This window comes from Shinella zoogloeoides, from assembly GCF_003574625.1.
Lineage (GTDB): Bacteria > Pseudomonadota > Alphaproteobacteria > Rhizobiales > Rhizobiaceae > Shinella > Shinella zoogloeoides_A.
Genome location: NZ_QNUJ01000008.1, coordinates 154,279 through 171,756 on the forward strand (window position 1 = coordinate 154,279; position 17,478 = coordinate 171,756).

Consider the following 17,478-nt stretch of genomic DNA (forward strand, 5'->3'; position numbering starts at 1 on the left):
CTCCATCTTCAGGTTCATGACTGGAGACGAGAGATGACGGTTCGCCCGCCGCAGGCGCTCGCCCCTTCCTTCACGAAGGATACGGGGCTCAATATCCTCGAATACGAATTGATGTCGGAGCGGGCGGACTCGCTCGGCCGGCATGGGCTGAAGGTGGAGAAGGCGCTGGCTCTCCTTGCTGAGCGGCTGGCCGCCGGCTGCGGCGGGCAGGAGCGCGAAGACCTCCTCGACGACGCGGCCGACAAGGTCTGGGCCTTCTTCATCCAGCGCGAAATGTGCGGCCTGCGCAGCCAGAAGGACGCGATCCGCCGCTACGGCATTCCGCCGGAGGTCATGGCGCGGCTTGGCATCGTGCGGCGCAAGCCGTAGCCGTCAGGCGACGAGCTGGCGGGTGATGAGGTCGTAGATCCCGTTGTCGTCGACGCGCAGCACGAAGATATCCTTCCTCGCCTCTTCCCGTTCCTGCTGCTCGCGGGTGCCGGCCGTATCGAGATTGCGCACCGCCTCGCCGCTGGTTTCGGCCGGCGTGTCCGTGCCGGATGTAGCATTGTCGTGAGGTTTCTCTGCCGTCCTGTCGGCGATCGCCGTCGCCTCGGCGCCTGAGGCCAGAAGCTGGATCGTGTCGAGCACATCGCCGAACGCCTTGTCGCCCGTCTCGCCCTTTGCGGCGTCCTCATGGGCGCGGCCCACGGCATCCTGAAGCTTCCGGACGTCCTCCAGCCTGTCGCCGGCTTCGAGCTTGCCGATCGTTTCCTCGCGCTCCTTGCGCGTTTGCGCATCCTCGATGCGAGTCGGGTCGCGCTTGCTCCGGTCGAGCCTCAGTTCCTCCAGCGATTTCGGCTTCGCCGTATCTTCGAGGCGCGCCAGCACCTTGCGCATTTCCGGCGTCAGCGCTTTTTCTGCCTCCGCCTTGTCGGCCAGCGCTTCCTTCACGCGCTGGGCGCTTGCCCCATAGGGGTCGCGGATCGCCGCGACGAGGTCGCTCGCCCTGAGGCCGAGATCGGAAAGGCCGGTGGTTTTTTCGAGCGTCGCCACGTCCGCCGGCAATTCGCCGCGCTGGCGCGTGAGCATGGCGGAAAGGCGCTGCTGGAAATCGGCATCCGCCTCGTCTTCGCCCTGTGTCATGCCGGTCGCGAGGGCAAGGCGGGCGACGAGGTTGGCGGCCGCGTCGTCCGAGGCGCCGCTCATCGCCTGCTTTACGGCAGAAAGGGTGGTGCCGAGCGAAAGCAGGGTGACGCCGGACGTGCCGTCCTTGGCCGGAAGCCCGACGCTGTCGATGAGGGTGAGCTTGTCGGCGAGGCGCTGGGCGAAGGCACGGGCGGTCTCGCCGTCCTGCTGGCTGACGCCGAGCGTCTCGCTGAAGCGGGAGATCAGCTTGGCGAGCGTGTCGCCGCCGCGGGCATTGCTGCCGAAGAAATGCTCGTTGATGCGGGCATTGGCCTGGCGTGCGGTATCGTCCGAGCGCAGCTCGGCCTGGGCGCGGATCTCGTCCTTCTTCTGCCCGCTCGCTTTTTCCGCTTCCTCGCGGCGGCGATCCTCGATCGTCTCGACGATCGACTGCATGGCCGAGACGGCGGCGGTGGACTGCGCGCTCTGCAGGGGTGTCAACATGGCAACCTCCGGTCTTGCCCGGAGAATACCGTCGAGGCCGTTAACTGGACGTTAAGCCTGTCCCGCCCGGGCCGGCGCGGCATCCGGCGGCTCCGGCCGGCAGACGATCGTCACGAGCACGAAGCTGACATAGAGCAGCAGATACCACGAGCCGAGCTTGGTGAAGGGCACCATGTGCCATGTCTGCTGGCCCGGATAGAGCCAGACGCCCGTTGCCGTGCCGATGTTCTCGGCGATCCAGAGGAAGATGCTGGTGAAGAAGGCGGCAACCACGAGCGGCATCCAGCGCGGCTTTTCCTCCACCGTGTAATAGATGCGCACGCGCCCGAAAAGCAGCACCGTCGCGGCGAAGAGGGCGATGCGGATATCGGCGAGGAAGTGGTGCAGGTAGAAATTGGCATAGATCGCGGCCGCCAGCAGCGCCGTCGCCCAGAAGGGTGGATAGCGCGTGAAGCGCATGTCGAAGATGCGGATGGCGCGCGCCATGTAGCTGCCGACCGAGGCATACATGAAGCCGGAAAAGAGCGGCACGCCGCCAAGGCGGATGATCGCCGCCTCCGGATAGGCCCAGGACCCCATATGGACCTTGAAGATCTCCATCGCTGTGCCGACGAGGTGATAGATCAGGATGACCTTGGCTTCCTCGACGGTCTCCATCTTCAGCGCGAGGAAGGTGACCTGGATCGCGAGCGCCGACACGAACAGCGCGTCGTAGCGATGGATCGGCCAGTCCGGCTGCCAGACGAGCTTGGTGAGGATGATGAGGCCGAGCATCAGGCCGGCGAAAAGGCAGGCCCAGGCCTGCTTGAGGCCGAACAGGATGAATTCGGCAAGCCCGGGGGGAAGCCTTTCGAGCCGGCCGCGGATCAGCCGGCGCAGCGGCTCCAGCGTCGGCCCGGTCTGGTGCGGCCTGTCGCTCTCCACGAAGGGGCTCAGCTATGGGCGAAGATGTCGGTCTCGTCCCAGCCGAGCAGGTCGAGCTTGGCGCGGGTCGGCAGGAAGGCGAAGCACGCATCCGCATGCTCGGCGCGGCCGTCGCGCAAGAGGCGGGCGGTGAGCTTGTCGCGCAGCGCATGGAGATGCAGCACGTCCGAGGCGGCATATTCGAGCTGCGCGGGCGAGAGCGTCTCGGCGGCCCAGTCGGAGGACTGCTGCTGCTTGGAAATGTCGACCTCGAGCATTTCCTTGAGATTGTCCTTGAGGCCGTGGCGGTCGGTATAGGTCCGGGTCAGGCGCGAGGCGATCTTGGTGCAGAAGACCGGCGTGGTGGTGACGCCGAAGGTGTGGAACAGCACGGCGATGTCGAAGCGGCCGTAATGGAAGATCTTCTGGCGGGCCGGATCTTCCAGCATGGCGGTGAGGTTCGGCGCCTCCTTCTGGCCGGCGGCGATGCGGATGACGTCGGCGGTGCCGTCGCCCGGCGAGAGCTGCACGACGCAGAGCCGGTCGCGGCGCGGCACGAGGCCGAGCGTTTCGGTGTCGATGGCGATGGCGCCGGTATAGCGGGCGGCGTCGGCGGCGGGGATGTCGCCTTCGTGATACCGGATTGCACTTGCCATGAAAAACCCCATCTAAGCTATCTGAATATCCGCTGGCCTATAGCGCATGTTGCCCGCCTGCGGTACCTCTTTGTGAAATGCGGAAGGCCGGCACGCTGCCGGAAAAGACGATGAAGACACCAGCGATCCTTGCCCTCCTTGCGGTCCTGCTGCCCGCCGCCGCCGGTCACGCGCAGGCCTTCAAGGACCTTCCCGGCGTCGTCCCGTCCGACGCCACCGAGGAATACAGCAACAGCAACGGCATGAATTGCCGGCAGGCCATCGAGGTGCCGCGCAGCACGAAATCCCGCTGGATGCCGCGCAATGTCTATGTCTGCGAGGAAAACGGCATCACCTCGAGCAGCACGAGGCTGCCGCCCTCCAGCATCCGCGCCCTGCGGGGCCTCAACTGGTAGGCGGCAGCGCCCGCTGCGTTGTCAGGCGCGCTTGATGACCTTGATGAGCACGAGCAGGATGACCGCGCCGATCGTGGAGTGGATGATCGCGGCGACGATGCCGCTGCCGAGGCTGATGCCCAGCGCGGGGAAGAGGTAGCCGGCGATGAACGCGCCGACGATGCCGACGACGATGTTGCCGATCAGCCCGAAACCGAAGCCCGAGACGATAAGGCCGGCAAGCCAGCCCGCGATCGCGCCGACGATGAGGAATACCAGAATGCTTTCAATGCCCATGATGTGCTCCCTTTGACGGTCTCATTCCGTCGCCTCCCAGAATGTGGCAGGCGCGCGGGGGAAAGCAAGGGGGCGCGTGACGGGGCTTCCGGCGCGATGCGCTAGAAAACCCGTGCCCTCATCGGCGCGCGCCCCGCATCGATCCCGATGAGAAGACAGATGGCCGCGAGCGTTGCCGAAGCGATGGCGGTGGCGCCCAGTCCCAGAACAATCATTGCCCGTTCCTCCTGACGACATTGTCAGTGTGCATGGCCGTCCTACGCGCGCGAGCTTGCCCGTGGCTTGTGCAACGTCGGGTCGAGTTAATTTTAGCGATGCCAGAAGTGGACTATGAACCATTAACCTTCAGGCAAGGAATTAACCATAAACATGGGCTCTACACGTCGGAATGGGAAATTCGCCGTTTCTCACCCAGGCATGACGCCGAACCGCCGTACCGGAACCGAGCCGGTATTCGAGTTTCACCGAATTTGATCATGGATCGTCGAGTGGTGCCGCAGGCCGCTTTGCCGGCGGGGCGCCGCTCCGTGAGCACGGCTCGGCCAGCCCTCCTCCATGAAAGAATTCAGCGGTCGCCGCGAGGCGGCCGGGCATCATGGTTTGGGAGCAGATTGGTGCAGGAAATGCCGGCAGAACAGGCACGAACGGGACAGGCAGCCAGCCTGCGCGACCGTTTGCGCTTTGCCGGCGTCGAGGCCGACCAGGGCGAATTGCTCCGCCGCCACCGCCAGACGCTCGAACGGCATGTCGAAACGGCCCTTCGCGATCTCTTCCAGCGCTTCCAGACCTTTCCCGATGCCGCCCGCCATTTCCAGAGCGAGCGCCAGATCGACCGCTTGCACGACCTCCAGAGTTCCCACTGGAGCGTGCTGACCGACGCCCGCTTCGACGGGCTCTATGCCGAGCGCGTCAAGGTTCTTGCCGACAGCGAAAGCCAGATGGGCCTCGACCCGCGCTGGCGCATTGCCGGCCATTCGGTCGTCGTCGAGACGGTCGTCACCGGTCTCATCGAGGAATATTGGCCGAAATCCATCCTGCCCGGCGGCAAGGCCCGCCGCAAGGAACTGACCGATCTCGTCTCCGCCTTCCTGCGCACGGCCATGGTCGATGCGGAGATCGGCGTCTCGCTGCGCTTCAACCAGATGCGCCACGCGCATAACCGCGCGCTTGGCGAACAACGCAAGGAAGACCAGGCCGAACTCGACCGCGTCTTCGGCGATGCCATCCGTGGCCTTTCGCAGCTCGATTTCTCCGCCCGCGTCACCGGCGAGATGCCCGAAGCCTGGCGCGATCTTGCCGGGACGCTGAACGACGCGCTCGCCGAAATCCAGGCGCGCCTCACCGCCGTCGCCGACAATGCGAACGAGAGCGACCGGCTCGTTGCGACGCTCGCCTCCGGCGCGGGCACGCTCTCGGCGCGCTCCGCCGAGCAGTCCGCCAACCTCATCGAAACCGCCAACGCCCTCGGCGCCATCGTCGAGCGCGTGCGCAACACGCTCGGCGAAACGCGCAAGGCGCAGGGCGCCGCCGCCTCGACCCAGCAGTCGGTCGCGCTCAGCGGCTCCATCGTCGGCGAAGCGATGTCCGCCATGGCGGATATCGAGGCATCGGCGGAGAAGATCGGCCAGATCATCGGCGTCATCGACGAGATCGCCTTCCAGACCAACCTGCTGGCGCTCAATGCCGGCATCGAGGCAGCGCGTGCCGGCGACAGCGGCCGCGGCTTTGCGGTCGTCGCGCAGGAAGTGCGCGCGCTCGCCCAGCGCTCGGCCGATGCGGCGCGCGAGATCAAGCAGCTCGTCACCGGCACCAAGGCGCAGGTGGAGGTAGGCGTCGAGCATGTCCACCGCACCCAGGACGCGATCGGCAACATCGTTCGCCAGGTCGAGGGCATCAACGAGGCCATCACCGGCATCGCGCGCGAAAGCGCCGCCGACGCCGAAGGATTGGAAGGCGTTACCGCCGAGATCGGCCGGACCGGCCGCGCGCTGGAGGCCGATGCCACGGACGCCGGCCGCGTCGGCGCGATGGGCGGCGATCTCCAGACCGTCATTCTCGAACTCGGCCGCACGGTGCGGCAATTCCATCTTGCCCAGCGCGATCCGCGCCCGGCCCGGCCCGCTGCGCGCGCCGTGCCCGAGCGGATCGAGACGCCGGCCTCTCCTCTCGATTTCCTGACGGCGCGCGCCGCCGGCTTTGGAGGCTGAGATGGTCGAAAGGCGGCCCCGGCACTGGTTCTCGACGGCGCGCAGCCGGCTTTCCGATGGAAGCCAGCCGCCCGCGGCCAAGACGATTTTGGACAGACGCAGACAAGGAACACCCTAATGGCGAGCAAGAAAGCCGCTCAGAAAAGTCTAAGCCTTGCCCCCGTTCTCGATCTCAACGAGGCCTCGGCCCTGCACGCGCAGCTCATGAGCCTCAAGGGCAATCCGCTCGTCATCGACGCCTCGGCGGTCGAGCGGGTCGGCGCGCTCTGCGCCCAGGTTCTGATGGCGGGCGCCAAGAGCTGGGAAGAGGACAGGCAGCCCTTCACCTTCAACAAGGTGTCCGACCCTTTCATCAAGACGCTGCAACTCATCGGCGTGAACATCGATCACCTGCTGGCACAGGAGGCTAGGCAATGAAGAAGAAAGTCCTGACCGTGGACGATTCCCGGACGATCCGGAACATGCTGCTGGTCACCCTCAACAATGCGGGCTTTGAGACCATCCAGGCCGAAGACGGCATCGAGGGCCTGGAAGTGCTGGAAAACGCCAACCCGGATGTCATCGTCACCGACATCAACATGCCGCGCCTCGACGGCTTCGGCTTCATCGAGGGCGTGCGCCGCAACGAGAAGTACCGGGCGATCCCGATCCTCGTCCTCACCACTGAGAGCGACGCCGAGAAGAAGAACCGCGCCCGCCAGGCCGGTGCGACGGGCTGGATCGTCAAGCCCTTCGATCCGACCAAGCTGATCGACGCAATCGAGCGCGTAACCGCCTAAATCCAGGATTCTCCCGATGGATATGAACGAAATCAAAGAGATATTCTTCCAGGAGTGCGAGGAGCAGCTCGCGGAACTGGAATCCGGTCTCTTGAAGCTGAACGACGGTGATCGCGACCCCGAAACGGTCAATGCCGTGTTCCGTGCCGTCCACTCGATCAAGGGCGGCGCCGGTGCATTCGGTCTCGATGATCTCGTCTCCTTCGCCCATGTGTTCGAGACGACACTGGATTGCGTTCGATCCAACAAGCTGGAGCCGACCCAGGATGTCCTGAAGGTCATGCTGAAGTCCGCCGACGTGCTGGCGGATCTCACCAATGCGGCGCGCGACGGCGGAAGCGTCGACGAATCGCGCAGCCGTACCCTGATCCGCGAACTGGAAGCGCTGGCCCATGGCGAGGCGCCCGCCGCCGCCGAGCCCGCGCCGAAGCCTGCCGCAGCCCCCAAGGCCGCCGCGCCGGCGCCCGTGGTGGAGCAGCCGCCGGTCAACGACGAAGGCTTCCAGCCGATCCCCTTCTCCTTCGGCGATTTCGACGAGGAACCGGCCGACCATTACGTGCCGACCGTCCAGGTCGCGTTCAAGCCGAAGAAGGACCTCTACGCCAAGGGCAACGAAGCCGTCCTCCTGCTGCGCGACGTTTCCCGCCTCGGCGAGATGAGCGTCTATTGCGACATGGACGCCCTGCCGACGCTCGACAAGATGAACCCGGAGGAAGCCTATTTCTCCTGGAAGATCTCGGTGACGACCGAGAAGGGCGAGGACGGCGTGCGCTCCGTCTTCGAATTCGCCGAATGGGACTGCGACCTGGATATCCAGACCATCGAGGAAGATGTGGTCAGTGAGGCGACCGGTGACGAGGAGCTGCCGATGCAGCCCGTTCCCTTCGACCTTTCCATGCTCGACGACGGTGGCGCCGCTGCCGCCGATGAGCCGGCCGTCATCGAAAGCGATGCCGCCGCTGCCGTCGCCGCCGCCGAAACCGCCACCAAGGTTGCACAGGTTGCAAGCCGCGCCGCGGAAAACGCCAAGGCCGCTGCCGCCGCCTCGGCCGCCAGCGCCGCGCAGGCGAACCAGGCCGCCGCTGCAGGCCAGACGATCCGCGTCGATCTCGACCGCGTCGACCGCCTGATCAACCTCGTCGGCGAGCTCGTCATCAACCAGGCGATGCTCTCGCAGAGCGTGGTCGAGAACGACACGAACGGCACGTCCTCCATCAACATGGGCCTCGAGGAGCTGCAGCAGCTCACCCGCGAGATCCAGGATTCGGTGATGGCGATCCGCGCGCAGCCGGTGAAGCCGGTCTTCCAGCGCATGGCCCGCACCGTCCGCGAAATCGCCGACATCACCGGCAAGTCGGTCCGCCTCATCACCGAAGGCGAGAACACCGAAGTCGACAAGACCGTCATCGACAAGCTCGCCGAGCCGCTGACGCATATGATCCGCAACGCGGTCGACCACGGCCTCGAAATGCCGGAGAAGCGCGAAGCCCTCGGCAAGAACCCGGAAGGCACCGTCCGCCTCACGGCAAAGCACCGCTCGGGCCGCATCGTCATCGAGCTGGCCGACGACGGCGCCGGCATCAACCGCGAGAAGGTGCGCCAGAAGGCCATCGACAACGACCTGATCGCGGCCGATGCGAACCTGTCGGACGAGGAGATCGACAACCTGATCTTCCACGCCGGCTTCTCCACCGCCGACAAGGTGTCGGACCTGTCCGGCCGCGGCGTCGGCATGGACGTGGTCAAGCGCTCGATCCAGGCGCTCGGCGGTCGCATCTCGATCTCGTCCAAGCCGGGGCAGGGCTCCGTCTTCACCATGAGCCTGCCGCTGACGCTCGCCGTCCTCGACGGCATGGTGGTCACGGTCGCCGGCCAGACGCTCGTCGTGCCGCTGACGGCCATCGTCGAGACGCTGCAGCCGGAAGCCTCCGCCATCCATTCCTTCGGCGCCTCGCAGCGGCTGATCTCGATCCGCAACTCCTTCTGCCCGCTGGTGGATGTCGGCCGGATCCTCAACTTCCGCAACACGCAGGCCAACCCGATGGACGGCGTCGCGCTCCTCGTCGAATCGGAAGGCGGCGGCCAGCGCGCCCTGATGGTCGATGCGATCCAGGGCCAGCGCCAGGTCGTCATCAAGAGCCTGGAGGCGAACTACACCCACGTCCCGGGCATTGCCGCCGCCACCATTCTCGGTGACGGGCGCGTCGCCCTCATCCTGGACGTCGATGCGGTCGTCGCCGCCTCGCGCGGCCAGTCCCTGAAACAAGACATCTCGCTTGCTGCCACCGGTTAAGCCATGACGAATGCGGTCAAGACTCTCACCCACGGACGCGAACTGATCGCCTTTCGGATCGGCGACCAGGAGTTCTGCGTGAACATCATGTCGGTCAGGGAAATCCGCGGATGGACCCAGGCGACGCCGATGCCGCATGCGCCCTCCTACGTGCTGGGCGTGATCAACCTGCGCGGCGTCGTGCTGCCGATCGTCGACATGTCGCTTCGCCTCGGCATGAAGCCGGCCGAGCCGACGGTGCGCCACGTCATCATCGTCGCCCAGGTCGGGCCGAAGGTGGTGGGCCTGCTGGTCGATGCGGTCTCCGACATCCTGACCGTGACCCCCGAGAATATCCAGCCGACGCCGGATATCGCGAACGAGGTCGAGAAGGCTTATGCGCGCGGCATTCTCGCCATCGAGGGCCGCATGATCTGCCTCATCGAACTGGACTCCCTGTTCCCGCATACGGAAAGCGAAGCCGCATGACCTATTCCCCGGCCATCGATGTCAGACAATCTCCGGACGAGTGCCTGGCGAGCGGCGAATACCCGCTGACGCGCCGGGACCTCTCCGAAATCGCGGCCATGATCTATGCGGATGCGGGCATCTATCTCAACGAGACCAAGGCCTCGCTCGTCTATTCGCGCCTGTCCAAGCACATCCGCCAGCTCGGCCTCAAGGGCTTCCGGGATTATTGCGCGCTCGTCTCCTCGCCGGCGGGCGCAGCCGCGCGCCGCGAGATGCTGTCGCACCTGACGACGAACTTCACGCGCTTCTTCCGCGAGAACCACCATTTCGACCATATGCGCACCGACGTCCTGCCGGAGCTTCTGGCCCGAGCCCGCAACGGCGGGCGCGTGCGCATCTGGTCGGCGGCCTGTTCCGACGGGCAGGAACCTTATTCCATCGCGCTCACCGTGCTGTCGCTGATGCCGAACGTCGCGGATTACGATTTCCGCATCCTCGCGACGGACATCGACCCGAAGATTCTCGCCATCGCCCGCGCCGGCGCCTATGACGCGACCGCGCTCGAAACCGTCAGCCCCGCCATGCGCAAGCAGTTCTTCCGCGAGAGCGAGAGCGGCGGCCGGCAGAAATGGCAGATCGATGACCGGGTGAAGCGGCTCATCACCTTCAACGAATTGAACCTGATGGCCCAGTGGCCGTTCAAGGGCCCGTTCGACGTCATCTTCTGCCGCAACGTCGTCATCTATTTCGACGAACCGACGCAGATGAAGATCTGGTCGCGCTTCGCCGGCATGCTCGGCGAGAACGGCCACCTCTATATCGGCCATTCCGAGCGCGTCTCGGGCGAGGCCAAGCACCAGTTCGACAATATCGGCATCACCACCTACCGCTATACCGGCAAGCACAGGAGGGGCGCATGATGGCACCCGCGCGCGTCCTCGTCGTCGACGATTCGCCGACCATGCGCGGCCTGATCACGGCCGTGCTCAATGCCGACCCGGACGTCAACGTCGTCGGGCAGGCGGGCGATGCCATGGAAGCCCGCAACGCGATCAAGCAGCTCAATCCGGACGTCGTGACGCTGGATATCGAGATGCCGAACATGAACGGGCTCGAATTCCTCGACAAGATCATGCGGCTGAGGCCCATGCCGGTCATCATGGTCTCGACGCTCACCCATCGCGGCGCAGAAGCCTCGCTGATGGCGCTGGAGATCGGCGCCTTCGATTGCGTCGGCAAGCCGCAGCCGGGCGACGCCCGTCCCTTCGGCGACCTTGCCGAGAAAGTGAAGGCGGCCGCCCGCTCGCAGCGTCGTTTCATCCGCACCGACGTGCCGCCGCTCGCGCCGACCGTCGCCAACATGAACGCGGCGGCAAGCTACAAGCCGGGCCGGCGGATCGTCGCCATCGGCGCCTCGACGGGCGGCGTGGAAGCGCTGATCGCGGTCTTGCAGAAGTTCCCGGTCAACTGCCCGCCGACGGTCATCACGCAGCACATGCCGCCGACCTTCACGAAAAGCTTCGCCGAGCGGCTGAACCGCCTCTGCGCGCCGGTCGTGGAGGAAGCGAGGGACGGTGCGCGGCTGGAGATCGGCAAGATCTATCTGGCGCCGGGCGGCGACCGTCATCTCCAGGTCGCCAATCCGCATGCGCCCTGCTGCCGGTTGCTGGATCGGGATCCGGTCAACGGTCATCGGCCCTCGGTCGACGTGCTGTTCGATTCGGTTGCGGAACTTGCCGGGCGCAATGCCGTCGGCGTCATCCTGACCGGCATGGGCCGGGACGGGGCGGCGGGCTTGCTGAAGATGCGTCATGCAGGGGCGCGAACCATCGGCCAGAACGAAAAAACCTGCATCGTATATGGAATGCCGAGAGTGGCTTTCGAGCTGGGCGCCGTCGAGCACCAGTTTCCGCTCTCCTCCATAGGGGAGGAAATCTTGAAGATCACTGCGGCCCGTAGAGAAGGGAGCGAATAATGTCTATCGCTGAAAAAATCAAAGTACTCATCGTTGACGACCAGGTGACGAGCCGCCTGCTGCTGGGCGACGCCCTGCAGCAGCTCGGCTTCAAGCAGATCACCGCGGCAGGCGACGGCGCGCAGGGCATGGCCATCATGACCCAGCAGCCGCACCACCTCGTCATCTCCGACTTCAACATGCCGAAGATGGATGGCATCGAGTTCCTTCAGGCGGTTCGGTCCAACCCGAACACCAAGAAGGCGGCCTTCATCATTCTGACGGCGCAGGGCGACCGCGCGCTGGTGCAGAAGGCGGCGGCGCTCGGCGCGAACAACGTCCTGGCCAAGCCCTTCACCATCGAGAAGATGAAGGCAGCCATCGAAGCCGTGTTCGGGGCATTGAAATGACATCAGACGCCGGGGCGCGCCGCGTCCATGTCATTCAGGGCGAATACAAGGTCGTCAACGATCCGGATGTGGTGCTCACCACCATTCTCGGCTCGTGCGTGGCCGCCTGCATGCGCGACCCGGTCCTTGGCGTCGGTGGCATGAACCACTTCCTGCTGCCCGGCTCTGCCGAGGCGCTCGCCTCGGGGGGCGATGCCACACGCTACGGCGTTCATCTGATGGAGCTCCTGATCAACGGTCTCCTGAAGCAGGGCGCGCGTCGCGACCGGCTGGAGGCGAAGATCTTCGGCGGGGCGAGGACAATTGCGCGCTTTTCCAATGTCGGCGAGCAGAACGCGCTCTTCGCGCGCCAGTTCCTGATGGACGAGGGCATCAAGGTGGTGGGTGAGAGCACGGGTGGCGAGCACGGGCGCAAGCTGGAATACTGGCCGTCGAGCGGCCGGGCCCGGCAATATGCCCTGACGGGCGTCGAGACGCAGAAGACGGTGGCGCTGGAGCAGCGGCCGGTCCGCCCTGCAAAGCCCGTCGAGAGCTCGATCGAATTCTTCTGAGCGGCGTCTTCGCCGCGAGGAAAAAAGTACGAACTGTATTGCGTTGCCGGCCTTCGCCGGCCGTACGGGAAAAAGGGTAATCCATGCAAGCCGACTATCTGAGTGCCGCGACCGCCATGGAGGAAGCCCTTCCGGATGTCCTGATGCGAATCGTGTCCGAACTGCACGACGTCGCCTACCTGATCGAGCGCATCGAGCCGCAGCTCGCGGCCGTGCACGGGGACACAGCCGAACACGCCAACGAGCGCATGATGGTGATGCAGGGCATCGACCTTGCCGTCCAGAAGACGCGCGGCCTTGCCGAGTTCATCGACACGATCACCGCCAGCATTCCCGAAAACTGGGTCGTCGACGTCACCACGGCGCTGAACCTGGTGAAGCTTGCCGACATGCAGAAGGCGCTGAGCAACGGCATGCGCCACGGCCATTCCCAGCCGATCGGCAAGGCGGCCGGCGATTTCGAGGCCTTCTGAGAGAACTCGATAAAAACACGATCTGTCCGGCGGCGCCCTCGGGGCGCCGTTTTGCGTTCGCCCGCCGGCTCCGCGTGGCACGAAATGCTCGCGCAAGTTTCACGGTCTAGTTTCCGGCCCGGATCAGTCAGGTCCGCGTATTCCATGGGGCAGGTCGGCGCGTGCGGAAATGTGCCGGCTCTATCTCACGAGATTGAAAATGCGTCTGATCGCGCCGGCATGGTAGTCCGGTGTCCAGGCGACTAGTCCGTGCGGGAACAGAATGAATCTGTTGGAACAGTTGACGAAAGTCTACAAGAACCTGGCATCGCTGGGGCAGGCGAAACTCGCGATGCTGGCCGGAGCCGCCGTCGTGTCGATCGGTCTCGTGCTCGCCGCCGGGATCCTCGTGAACAAGCCCGCCTACGAGACGCTCTATGTCGGGCTGGAAAAGGCCGACCTGAACCAGATCGGCCTGGCGCTCGCCGAGGGCAATATCGACTTCAACAACGGAACGGACGGATCGAGCATCGCCGTTCCCGTCGGCCAGACCGGCAAGGCACGGCTCTATCTCGCCGAGCGCGGCCTGCCGAGCAGCGCCAATGCCGGCTACGAGCTCTTCGACAAGGTCGGCTCGCTCGGCCTCACCTCCTTCATGCAGGAGGTGACGCGCATCCGGGCCCTCGAGGGCGAGATCGCCCGCACCATCCAGCAGATCAACGGCATCGCCGCCGCCCGCGTCCATGTCGTGATGCCGGAGCGCGGCAATTTCCGCAGGGCCGACCAGGTGCCGACGGCCTCCGTCATGATCCGCGCCAGCGCGCAGGCCGGCCGTGAATCGGCCGCCGCCATCCGCCACCTCGTCGCCGCCTCGGTTCCGGGGCTTGAGGTCGACGGCGTGACGATCCTCGATTCCGCCGGCCAGCTCCTCGCCTCTGGCGACGATCCGGAAAACGGCCAGCTCAACCGTTCGCTGAACACGGTGCAGACCGTGCAGGGCGAGATCGAACGCAATATCGAGAAGGCGCTCGCACCCTTCCTCGGCATGGATAATTTCCGCGCCAGCGTCACTGCCGCCCTCAACACCGATACGCAGCAGATCCAGGAAACGGTCTACGATCCGGAATCGCGCGTGGAACGCTCCGTCCGCGTGACCCGGGAGAGCCAGAAGTCCAGCCAGCACGCCTCGAACAAGGCGACGACCGTCGAGCAGAACATTCCGCAGGGCGGCCCCAAGGGCGACGGCAACGGCCCGCAGTCGAACGACGAGGCGGACAAGAAGGAAGAGCAGACCAACTACGAGATCAACAGCAAGACGGTCGCCACCGTTCGCAACGGCTTCGCGGTCGAGAAGCTCTCCGTTGCCGTCGTGGTGAACCGCGCCCGTGTCGCCGCCATGGTCGGCGAGCCGGCCGACCAGGCGAAGATCGATGCCTATATCGCCGACATGCAGAAGATCGTCTCCTCCGCCGCCGGTCTCAACCCGGACCGCGGCGACGTCGTGACGATCACCGCCATGGAATTCCTCGACCACCAGCTTCTGAACGACGCGGTGCCGGGCCCCGGCTTCGTGGAGACGCTGACGCGCAATATCGGCGGCATCATCAATGCGCTCGCCTTCGTCGCCGTCGCCGTCCTCGTCGTCTGGTTCGGTCTTCGTCCGGCGGTTCGCTCCGTCACCGGCGGCGGCGCCGCAGCCGGCGCGCTGGAAAGCGATGCGGCGGGCCTCGAGCTCCCCGACTTCTCGCCGGCCGGCGGCATCGGCGGCCCCGGGGCGACGCTCATGGACGGCTTCGGCGCGGACTTCGGCTTCGACAGCACGGACGACCTGCTCAATGCCGGCGACGATGGCGACGGTTCCTTCAACCGCCGCGTCAAGGAAGGCCCGGAGCGCCGCCTCAGCCGCATGGTCGAGATCAGCGAGGAGCGCGCCGCCAAGATCCTGCGCAAGTGGGCGGTGGAGAAGGAAGCCGCCTGACGGCTCCCCACGAAGCAAGACATTCGGGACGCGGCCGGAAACGGCCGCGTCTTTCGTTTTGGTGTCCGGAAAAGTCCGACTTTTCGGTAGGGGTGTCGCTTTTCGGCAACGCTCGTTCAATCCGGTTGCAGCAATTCCTTCGCAATTGATCGGTGCCGAAAGAAAATGACGTTCGTGGCGGCGTGGGCTTGGAAAAAATTTCACGCTCCTGGCCGTTGCGCGCCGTCGCACCCGACCTGCAATTTTACGCGCATGAGCGGTCGCTCATATGGCTGATTGACGGGCGCTTCTTCAAATATTCCATGGTTAACAAGAATTTAACCGACGCTGCCCCGGCGCGGCTGGCATTCGCACGCTGTAAGGCAAATCACTTGCACCGGGCCGACTCACAGAAGCCGGCGAAAGTAAATCCCGAGAAGATGCCGTGGTTTTTAGCGAGGGGAGATGTACACTTTAGTCACTGATTCGTTTGGTGATTCTTGCCGATGCGGCCTGACCGGAGAGGGGTTTGGACGGTTCCAGATCTTTGGCGGAAGGGAGGCAGGATCTCCGCTTGGAATTGGAACAGGGGGCTATCATGGAATCGATCCGGCCGGATGTCGCGGCCTGGGAATCCTATGGATTCTCTGCCGAGTCAGGTGAGCGTAAGAGTGCGCGTGAACTGCTGGTTCAACATCTCGCGCGCTGCGCGGGCCGCGCCGGCCTTCCCGCCGGCCTGAAGGCGCTGACCGATTATGTGAGCGCCTCGCATTATTTCCTCGTCCGTCACGACGTGTCGCCCGAAGCGGGGCTCGAGGCCGTGGTCGCATCCGACTGGCCGTTCGACCTGGTGCGCAACATTGCAAGCGCCATCGTCGTCCGCCAGTCGCGCATGAGCGAGCTGGACAAGTGCCTGACGCTGCTGAAGCCGAGCTTCAGCCATCTTGCCGACGACGTGGCGGTGCCGGCCGGCATCAGCCGGGAATATTGCGTCATCGCCTTCCATGTCGGGCGAGTGCGCATGTCGCTGCTGCTCCTCTTCCCGGAGCATTTCATCCTTTCCCAGAGCAAGCTGCGCGATGTCGGCGTCATGACCGGCTATTTCGCCAGCGTCTGCTGCCGCGGCGCGATCCTGCGGCATGACCGGGAGATGGAGCTGACGGACCGCGAGATCGAATGCCTCTACTGGATCGCCGAAGGCAAGACGAGCGACGAGATCGCCGTCATCCTCGGCATCTCCCGCAACACGATCAACAACTACATCACCAGCGTGATGCGCAAGACGGCCACCAGGACGCGATCGGAAGCGATCGCCTGGGCCGTTCGCAACAACCTGGTCTGAGGAGGGACGGATGGCCGGTCAGTTTTCCGCTCCCGCTGCAGCGGAGCCAGAGATTCGCATTGCGCGTCCCCAGAAGAGCGCGAGCGCCGCGGATTTCGTGTCACGCCTCCTGGTAATGCAGACGATCCTCGGAGCCGAGCAATTCGCGGTCCTGCGTCTCAGCGGCCAGGGCCTGCCGTCCGCCCGCAAGCTGGCGCTTTCGCTGCACAACTGGGCGAGCGACGTGGAGGGCAATGCCCGCCTGCTGCTGGAAGCCTACGGGCAGACGATGCTCGCGCATCTTGAAGCCTCCATGCTGCCGCTGATCTGGGAAGGGGCGGGCGACAGCCAGTTTATCGAGGCGGCCGCCGATCCTTTCGTGGCGCGCCTTCCCGCGCGTCTCCTGCCCTGGTCGGGCATGGCGTTCCCGGTCCGCCTCGGCGCGCATGGCAACGGCTATGTCCTCTTCCTCGGCACCTTCATCGCGCCGGCCGCCGATCTCATCATCGACATGCACATGAAGAGCTGCCAGGTGCTGATCGACATGCTGGCCGGCGAGGAGCGCAAGCTGGCGCCCTCCGCATCGCTCAGCGAGCGCGAGATCGCCTGCCTCCAGATGGCCGGCGACGGCTGCATCTCAGAGGCGATCGCGGAAAAGATGGGCCTCTCCGTGCATACGGTGAACGCCTATCTCGGCACGGCGACGACGAAGCTCGACGCCGTAAACCGCATCCAGGCGATCGCGAAGGCGATCCGCCTCGGCTATATTACCTGACAGGGGAGGGGACGGCCGGCGAACCGGCCGTTTTCGGCGCTCAATGCGCGTGCTGTGGCGCCGAGCCGGATGTCACATAGCGCGCCTCGGCAAGGCTCCTGCGCAGGAAGGCCGTGTTGTCGTCGGGATCGGCGGCCGGATCGTTGAAGGCCACATGGGTGACCTCGACGCCCGCCTTGTCCTTCTGCAGCATCAGCTTGGCATAGACCGTCACGCCCTGCGGGCGCAGCTCCATGTCCAGCGTCACTTCCGGCTCCGTGTCCCAGTCGAGGCGATAGTCGCCGCCGGCGCCGAAATTGACCGTGCCGGGCAGGAAATAGAGTTCGGCCGCCGAGGAGACCAGGTCGGCCAGGTTACCGTAGCACTCGAAACGCAACAGCGAGACGAGATCGGCCGCGTCGAGCAGTCTCAGCTCGGTGGCGACCGGGCAGATTGCTTCTGCGACAATCTTCTCGCGCTCGGCGGAATAGGTGCATTTTCTCATCGGA

General features: G+C 65.2%; 20 protein-coding genes. 15 read left to right on the forward strand and 5 right to left on the reverse strand.

The window, feature by feature from the left end; all coding sequences use genetic code 11:
• Nucleotides 1-33 precede the first annotated feature (33 nt).
• Nucleotides 34-369: a DUF6665 family protein gene (locus DSD28_RS17195; protein WP_119257650.1), complete on the forward strand. Its 336-nt coding sequence runs from the start codon at nt 34-36 to the stop codon at nt 367-369.
• A gap of 3 nt (nt 370-372) precedes the next feature.
• Here DSD28_RS17195 and DSD28_RS17200 read toward each other — a convergent pair whose 3' ends face one another.
• Genes DSD28_RS17200 through DSD28_RS17210 form a run of 3 tightly spaced genes read right to left on the reverse strand, consistent with a single transcriptional unit; the run spans nt 373 to nt 3,170 of the window.
• The gene (locus DSD28_RS17200; RefSeq protein WP_119257651.1) at nt 373-1,611 is read right to left on the reverse strand and encodes a hypothetical protein; all 1,239 of its coding nucleotides are present in this window, start codon (nt 1,609-1,611) and stop codon (nt 373-375) included.
• A gap of 51 nt (nt 1,612-1,662) precedes the next feature.
• Nucleotides 1,663-2,535, reverse strand: coding sequence for a DUF817 domain-containing protein (locus tag DSD28_RS17205; protein ID WP_205536211.1), 873 nt, complete (start codon nt 2,533-2,535; stop codon nt 1,663-1,665).
• Nucleotides 2,536-2,543: 8 nt separating this feature from the next.
• Complete coding sequence (locus DSD28_RS17210) at nt 2,544-3,170, reverse strand: ribonuclease D (protein WP_119257775.1); 627 nt, start codon at nt 3,168-3,170, stop codon at nt 2,544-2,546.
• Nucleotides 3,171-3,280: 110 nt separating this feature from the next.
• On the opposite strand from DSD28_RS17210, the gene DSD28_RS17215 reads away from it, so the two are divergent.
• A complete protein-coding gene (locus DSD28_RS17215) occupies nt 3,281-3,565 on the forward strand; it encodes a hypothetical protein (protein WP_162911441.1) in 285 nt (94 codons plus the stop codon).
• Between the two features lie 21 nt (nt 3,566-3,586).
• Here the strand turns inward: DSD28_RS17215 and DSD28_RS17220 are convergent, their stop codons facing one another.
• On the reverse strand, nt 3,587-3,841 hold the full coding sequence (locus DSD28_RS17220) for a GlsB/YeaQ/YmgE family stress response membrane protein (RefSeq protein ID WP_119257653.1): 255 nt from the start codon (nt 3,839-3,841) through the stop codon (nt 3,587-3,589).
• Nucleotides 3,842-4,464: 623 nt separating this feature from the next.
• Between DSD28_RS17220 and DSD28_RS17225 the strand changes: the two genes are divergently transcribed.
• From DSD28_RS17225 to visR, 13 genes are all read left to right on the forward strand, one after another.
• Nucleotides 4,465-6,048: a globin-coupled sensor protein gene (locus DSD28_RS17225; RefSeq protein ID WP_245424863.1), complete on the forward strand. Its 1,584-nt coding sequence runs from the start codon at nt 4,465-4,467 to the stop codon at nt 6,046-6,048.
• 117 nt (nt 6,049-6,165) lie between these two features.
• The gene (locus DSD28_RS17230) at nt 6,166-6,465 is read left to right on the forward strand and encodes an STAS domain-containing protein (protein ID WP_119257654.1); all 300 of its coding nucleotides are present in this window, start codon (nt 6,166-6,168) and stop codon (nt 6,463-6,465) included.
• Nucleotides 6,462-6,827, forward strand: coding sequence for a chemotaxis response regulator CheY1 (gene cheY1 / locus DSD28_RS17235; protein WP_069059983.1), 366 nt, complete (start codon nt 6,462-6,464; stop codon nt 6,825-6,827). Before DSD28_RS17230 ends, cheY1 begins: the two co-directional genes overlap by 4 nt.
• Before the next feature lie 16 nt (nt 6,828-6,843).
• Nucleotides 6,844-9,120 (forward strand): chemotaxis protein CheA, encoded by a 2,277-nt coding sequence (locus DSD28_RS17240; RefSeq protein ID WP_119257655.1) that lies wholly within the window; start codon nt 6,844-6,846, stop codon nt 9,118-9,120.
• A gap of 3 nt (nt 9,121-9,123) precedes the next feature.
• Nucleotides 9,124-9,588, forward strand: coding sequence for a chemotaxis protein CheW (locus DSD28_RS17245; RefSeq protein WP_119257656.1), 465 nt, complete (start codon nt 9,124-9,126; stop codon nt 9,586-9,588).
• Nucleotides 9,585-10,490 carry a protein-glutamate O-methyltransferase CheR gene (gene cheR / locus DSD28_RS17250; RefSeq protein WP_119257657.1) on the forward strand — a complete coding sequence of 302 codons (906 nt, stop codon included), beginning with the start codon at nt 9,585-9,587 and terminating at the stop codon, nt 10,488-10,490. Before DSD28_RS17245 ends, cheR begins: the two co-directional genes overlap by 4 nt.
• The gene (gene cheB, locus DSD28_RS17255) at nt 10,487-11,545 is read left to right on the forward strand and encodes a protein-glutamate O-methylesterase CheB (protein ID WP_119257658.1); all 1,059 of its coding nucleotides are present in this window, start codon (nt 10,487-10,489) and stop codon (nt 11,543-11,545) included. Before cheR ends, cheB begins: the two co-directional genes overlap by 4 nt.
• Nucleotides 11,545-11,934 carry a response regulator gene (locus DSD28_RS17260; protein ID WP_119257659.1) on the forward strand — a complete coding sequence of 130 codons (390 nt, stop codon included), beginning with the start codon at nt 11,545-11,547 and terminating at the stop codon, nt 11,932-11,934. Before cheB ends, DSD28_RS17260 begins: the two co-directional genes overlap by 1 nt.
• Nucleotides 11,931-12,485, forward strand: coding sequence for a chemoreceptor glutamine deamidase CheD (cheD, locus tag DSD28_RS17265; protein ID WP_119257660.1), 555 nt, complete (start codon nt 11,931-11,933; stop codon nt 12,483-12,485). Before DSD28_RS17260 ends, cheD begins: the two co-directional genes overlap by 4 nt.
• 83 nt (nt 12,486-12,568) lie before the next feature.
• Complete coding sequence (gene cheT / locus DSD28_RS17270; protein ID WP_119257661.1) at nt 12,569-12,958, forward strand: chemotaxis protein CheT; 390 nt, start codon at nt 12,569-12,571, stop codon at nt 12,956-12,958.
• Between the two features lie 262 nt (nt 12,959-13,220).
• The gene (fliF, locus tag DSD28_RS17275; RefSeq protein WP_119257662.1) at nt 13,221-14,915 is read left to right on the forward strand and encodes a flagellar basal-body MS-ring/collar protein FliF; all 1,695 of its coding nucleotides are present in this window, start codon (nt 13,221-13,223) and stop codon (nt 14,913-14,915) included.
• A 577-nt stretch (nt 14,916-15,492) separates the two neighbouring features.
• Nucleotides 15,493-16,236, forward strand: a complete 744-nt coding sequence (visN, locus tag DSD28_RS17285) for a transcriptional regulator VisN (protein ID WP_119257664.1) — start codon at nt 15,493-15,495, stop codon at nt 16,234-16,236.
• A 10-nt stretch (nt 16,237-16,246) separates the two neighbouring features.
• Nucleotides 16,247-16,990 (forward strand): transcriptional regulator VisR, encoded by a 744-nt coding sequence (gene visR / locus DSD28_RS17290; protein WP_119257665.1) that lies wholly within the window; start codon nt 16,247-16,249, stop codon nt 16,988-16,990.
• A gap of 40 nt (nt 16,991-17,030) precedes the next feature.
• Here the strand turns inward: visR and DSD28_RS17295 are convergent, their stop codons facing one another.
• Nucleotides 17,031-17,474 carry a hypothetical protein gene (locus tag DSD28_RS17295; RefSeq protein ID WP_119257666.1) on the reverse strand — a complete coding sequence of 148 codons (444 nt, stop codon included), beginning with the start codon at nt 17,472-17,474 and terminating at the stop codon, nt 17,031-17,033.
• Nucleotides 17,475-17,478: the final 4 nt, after the last annotated feature.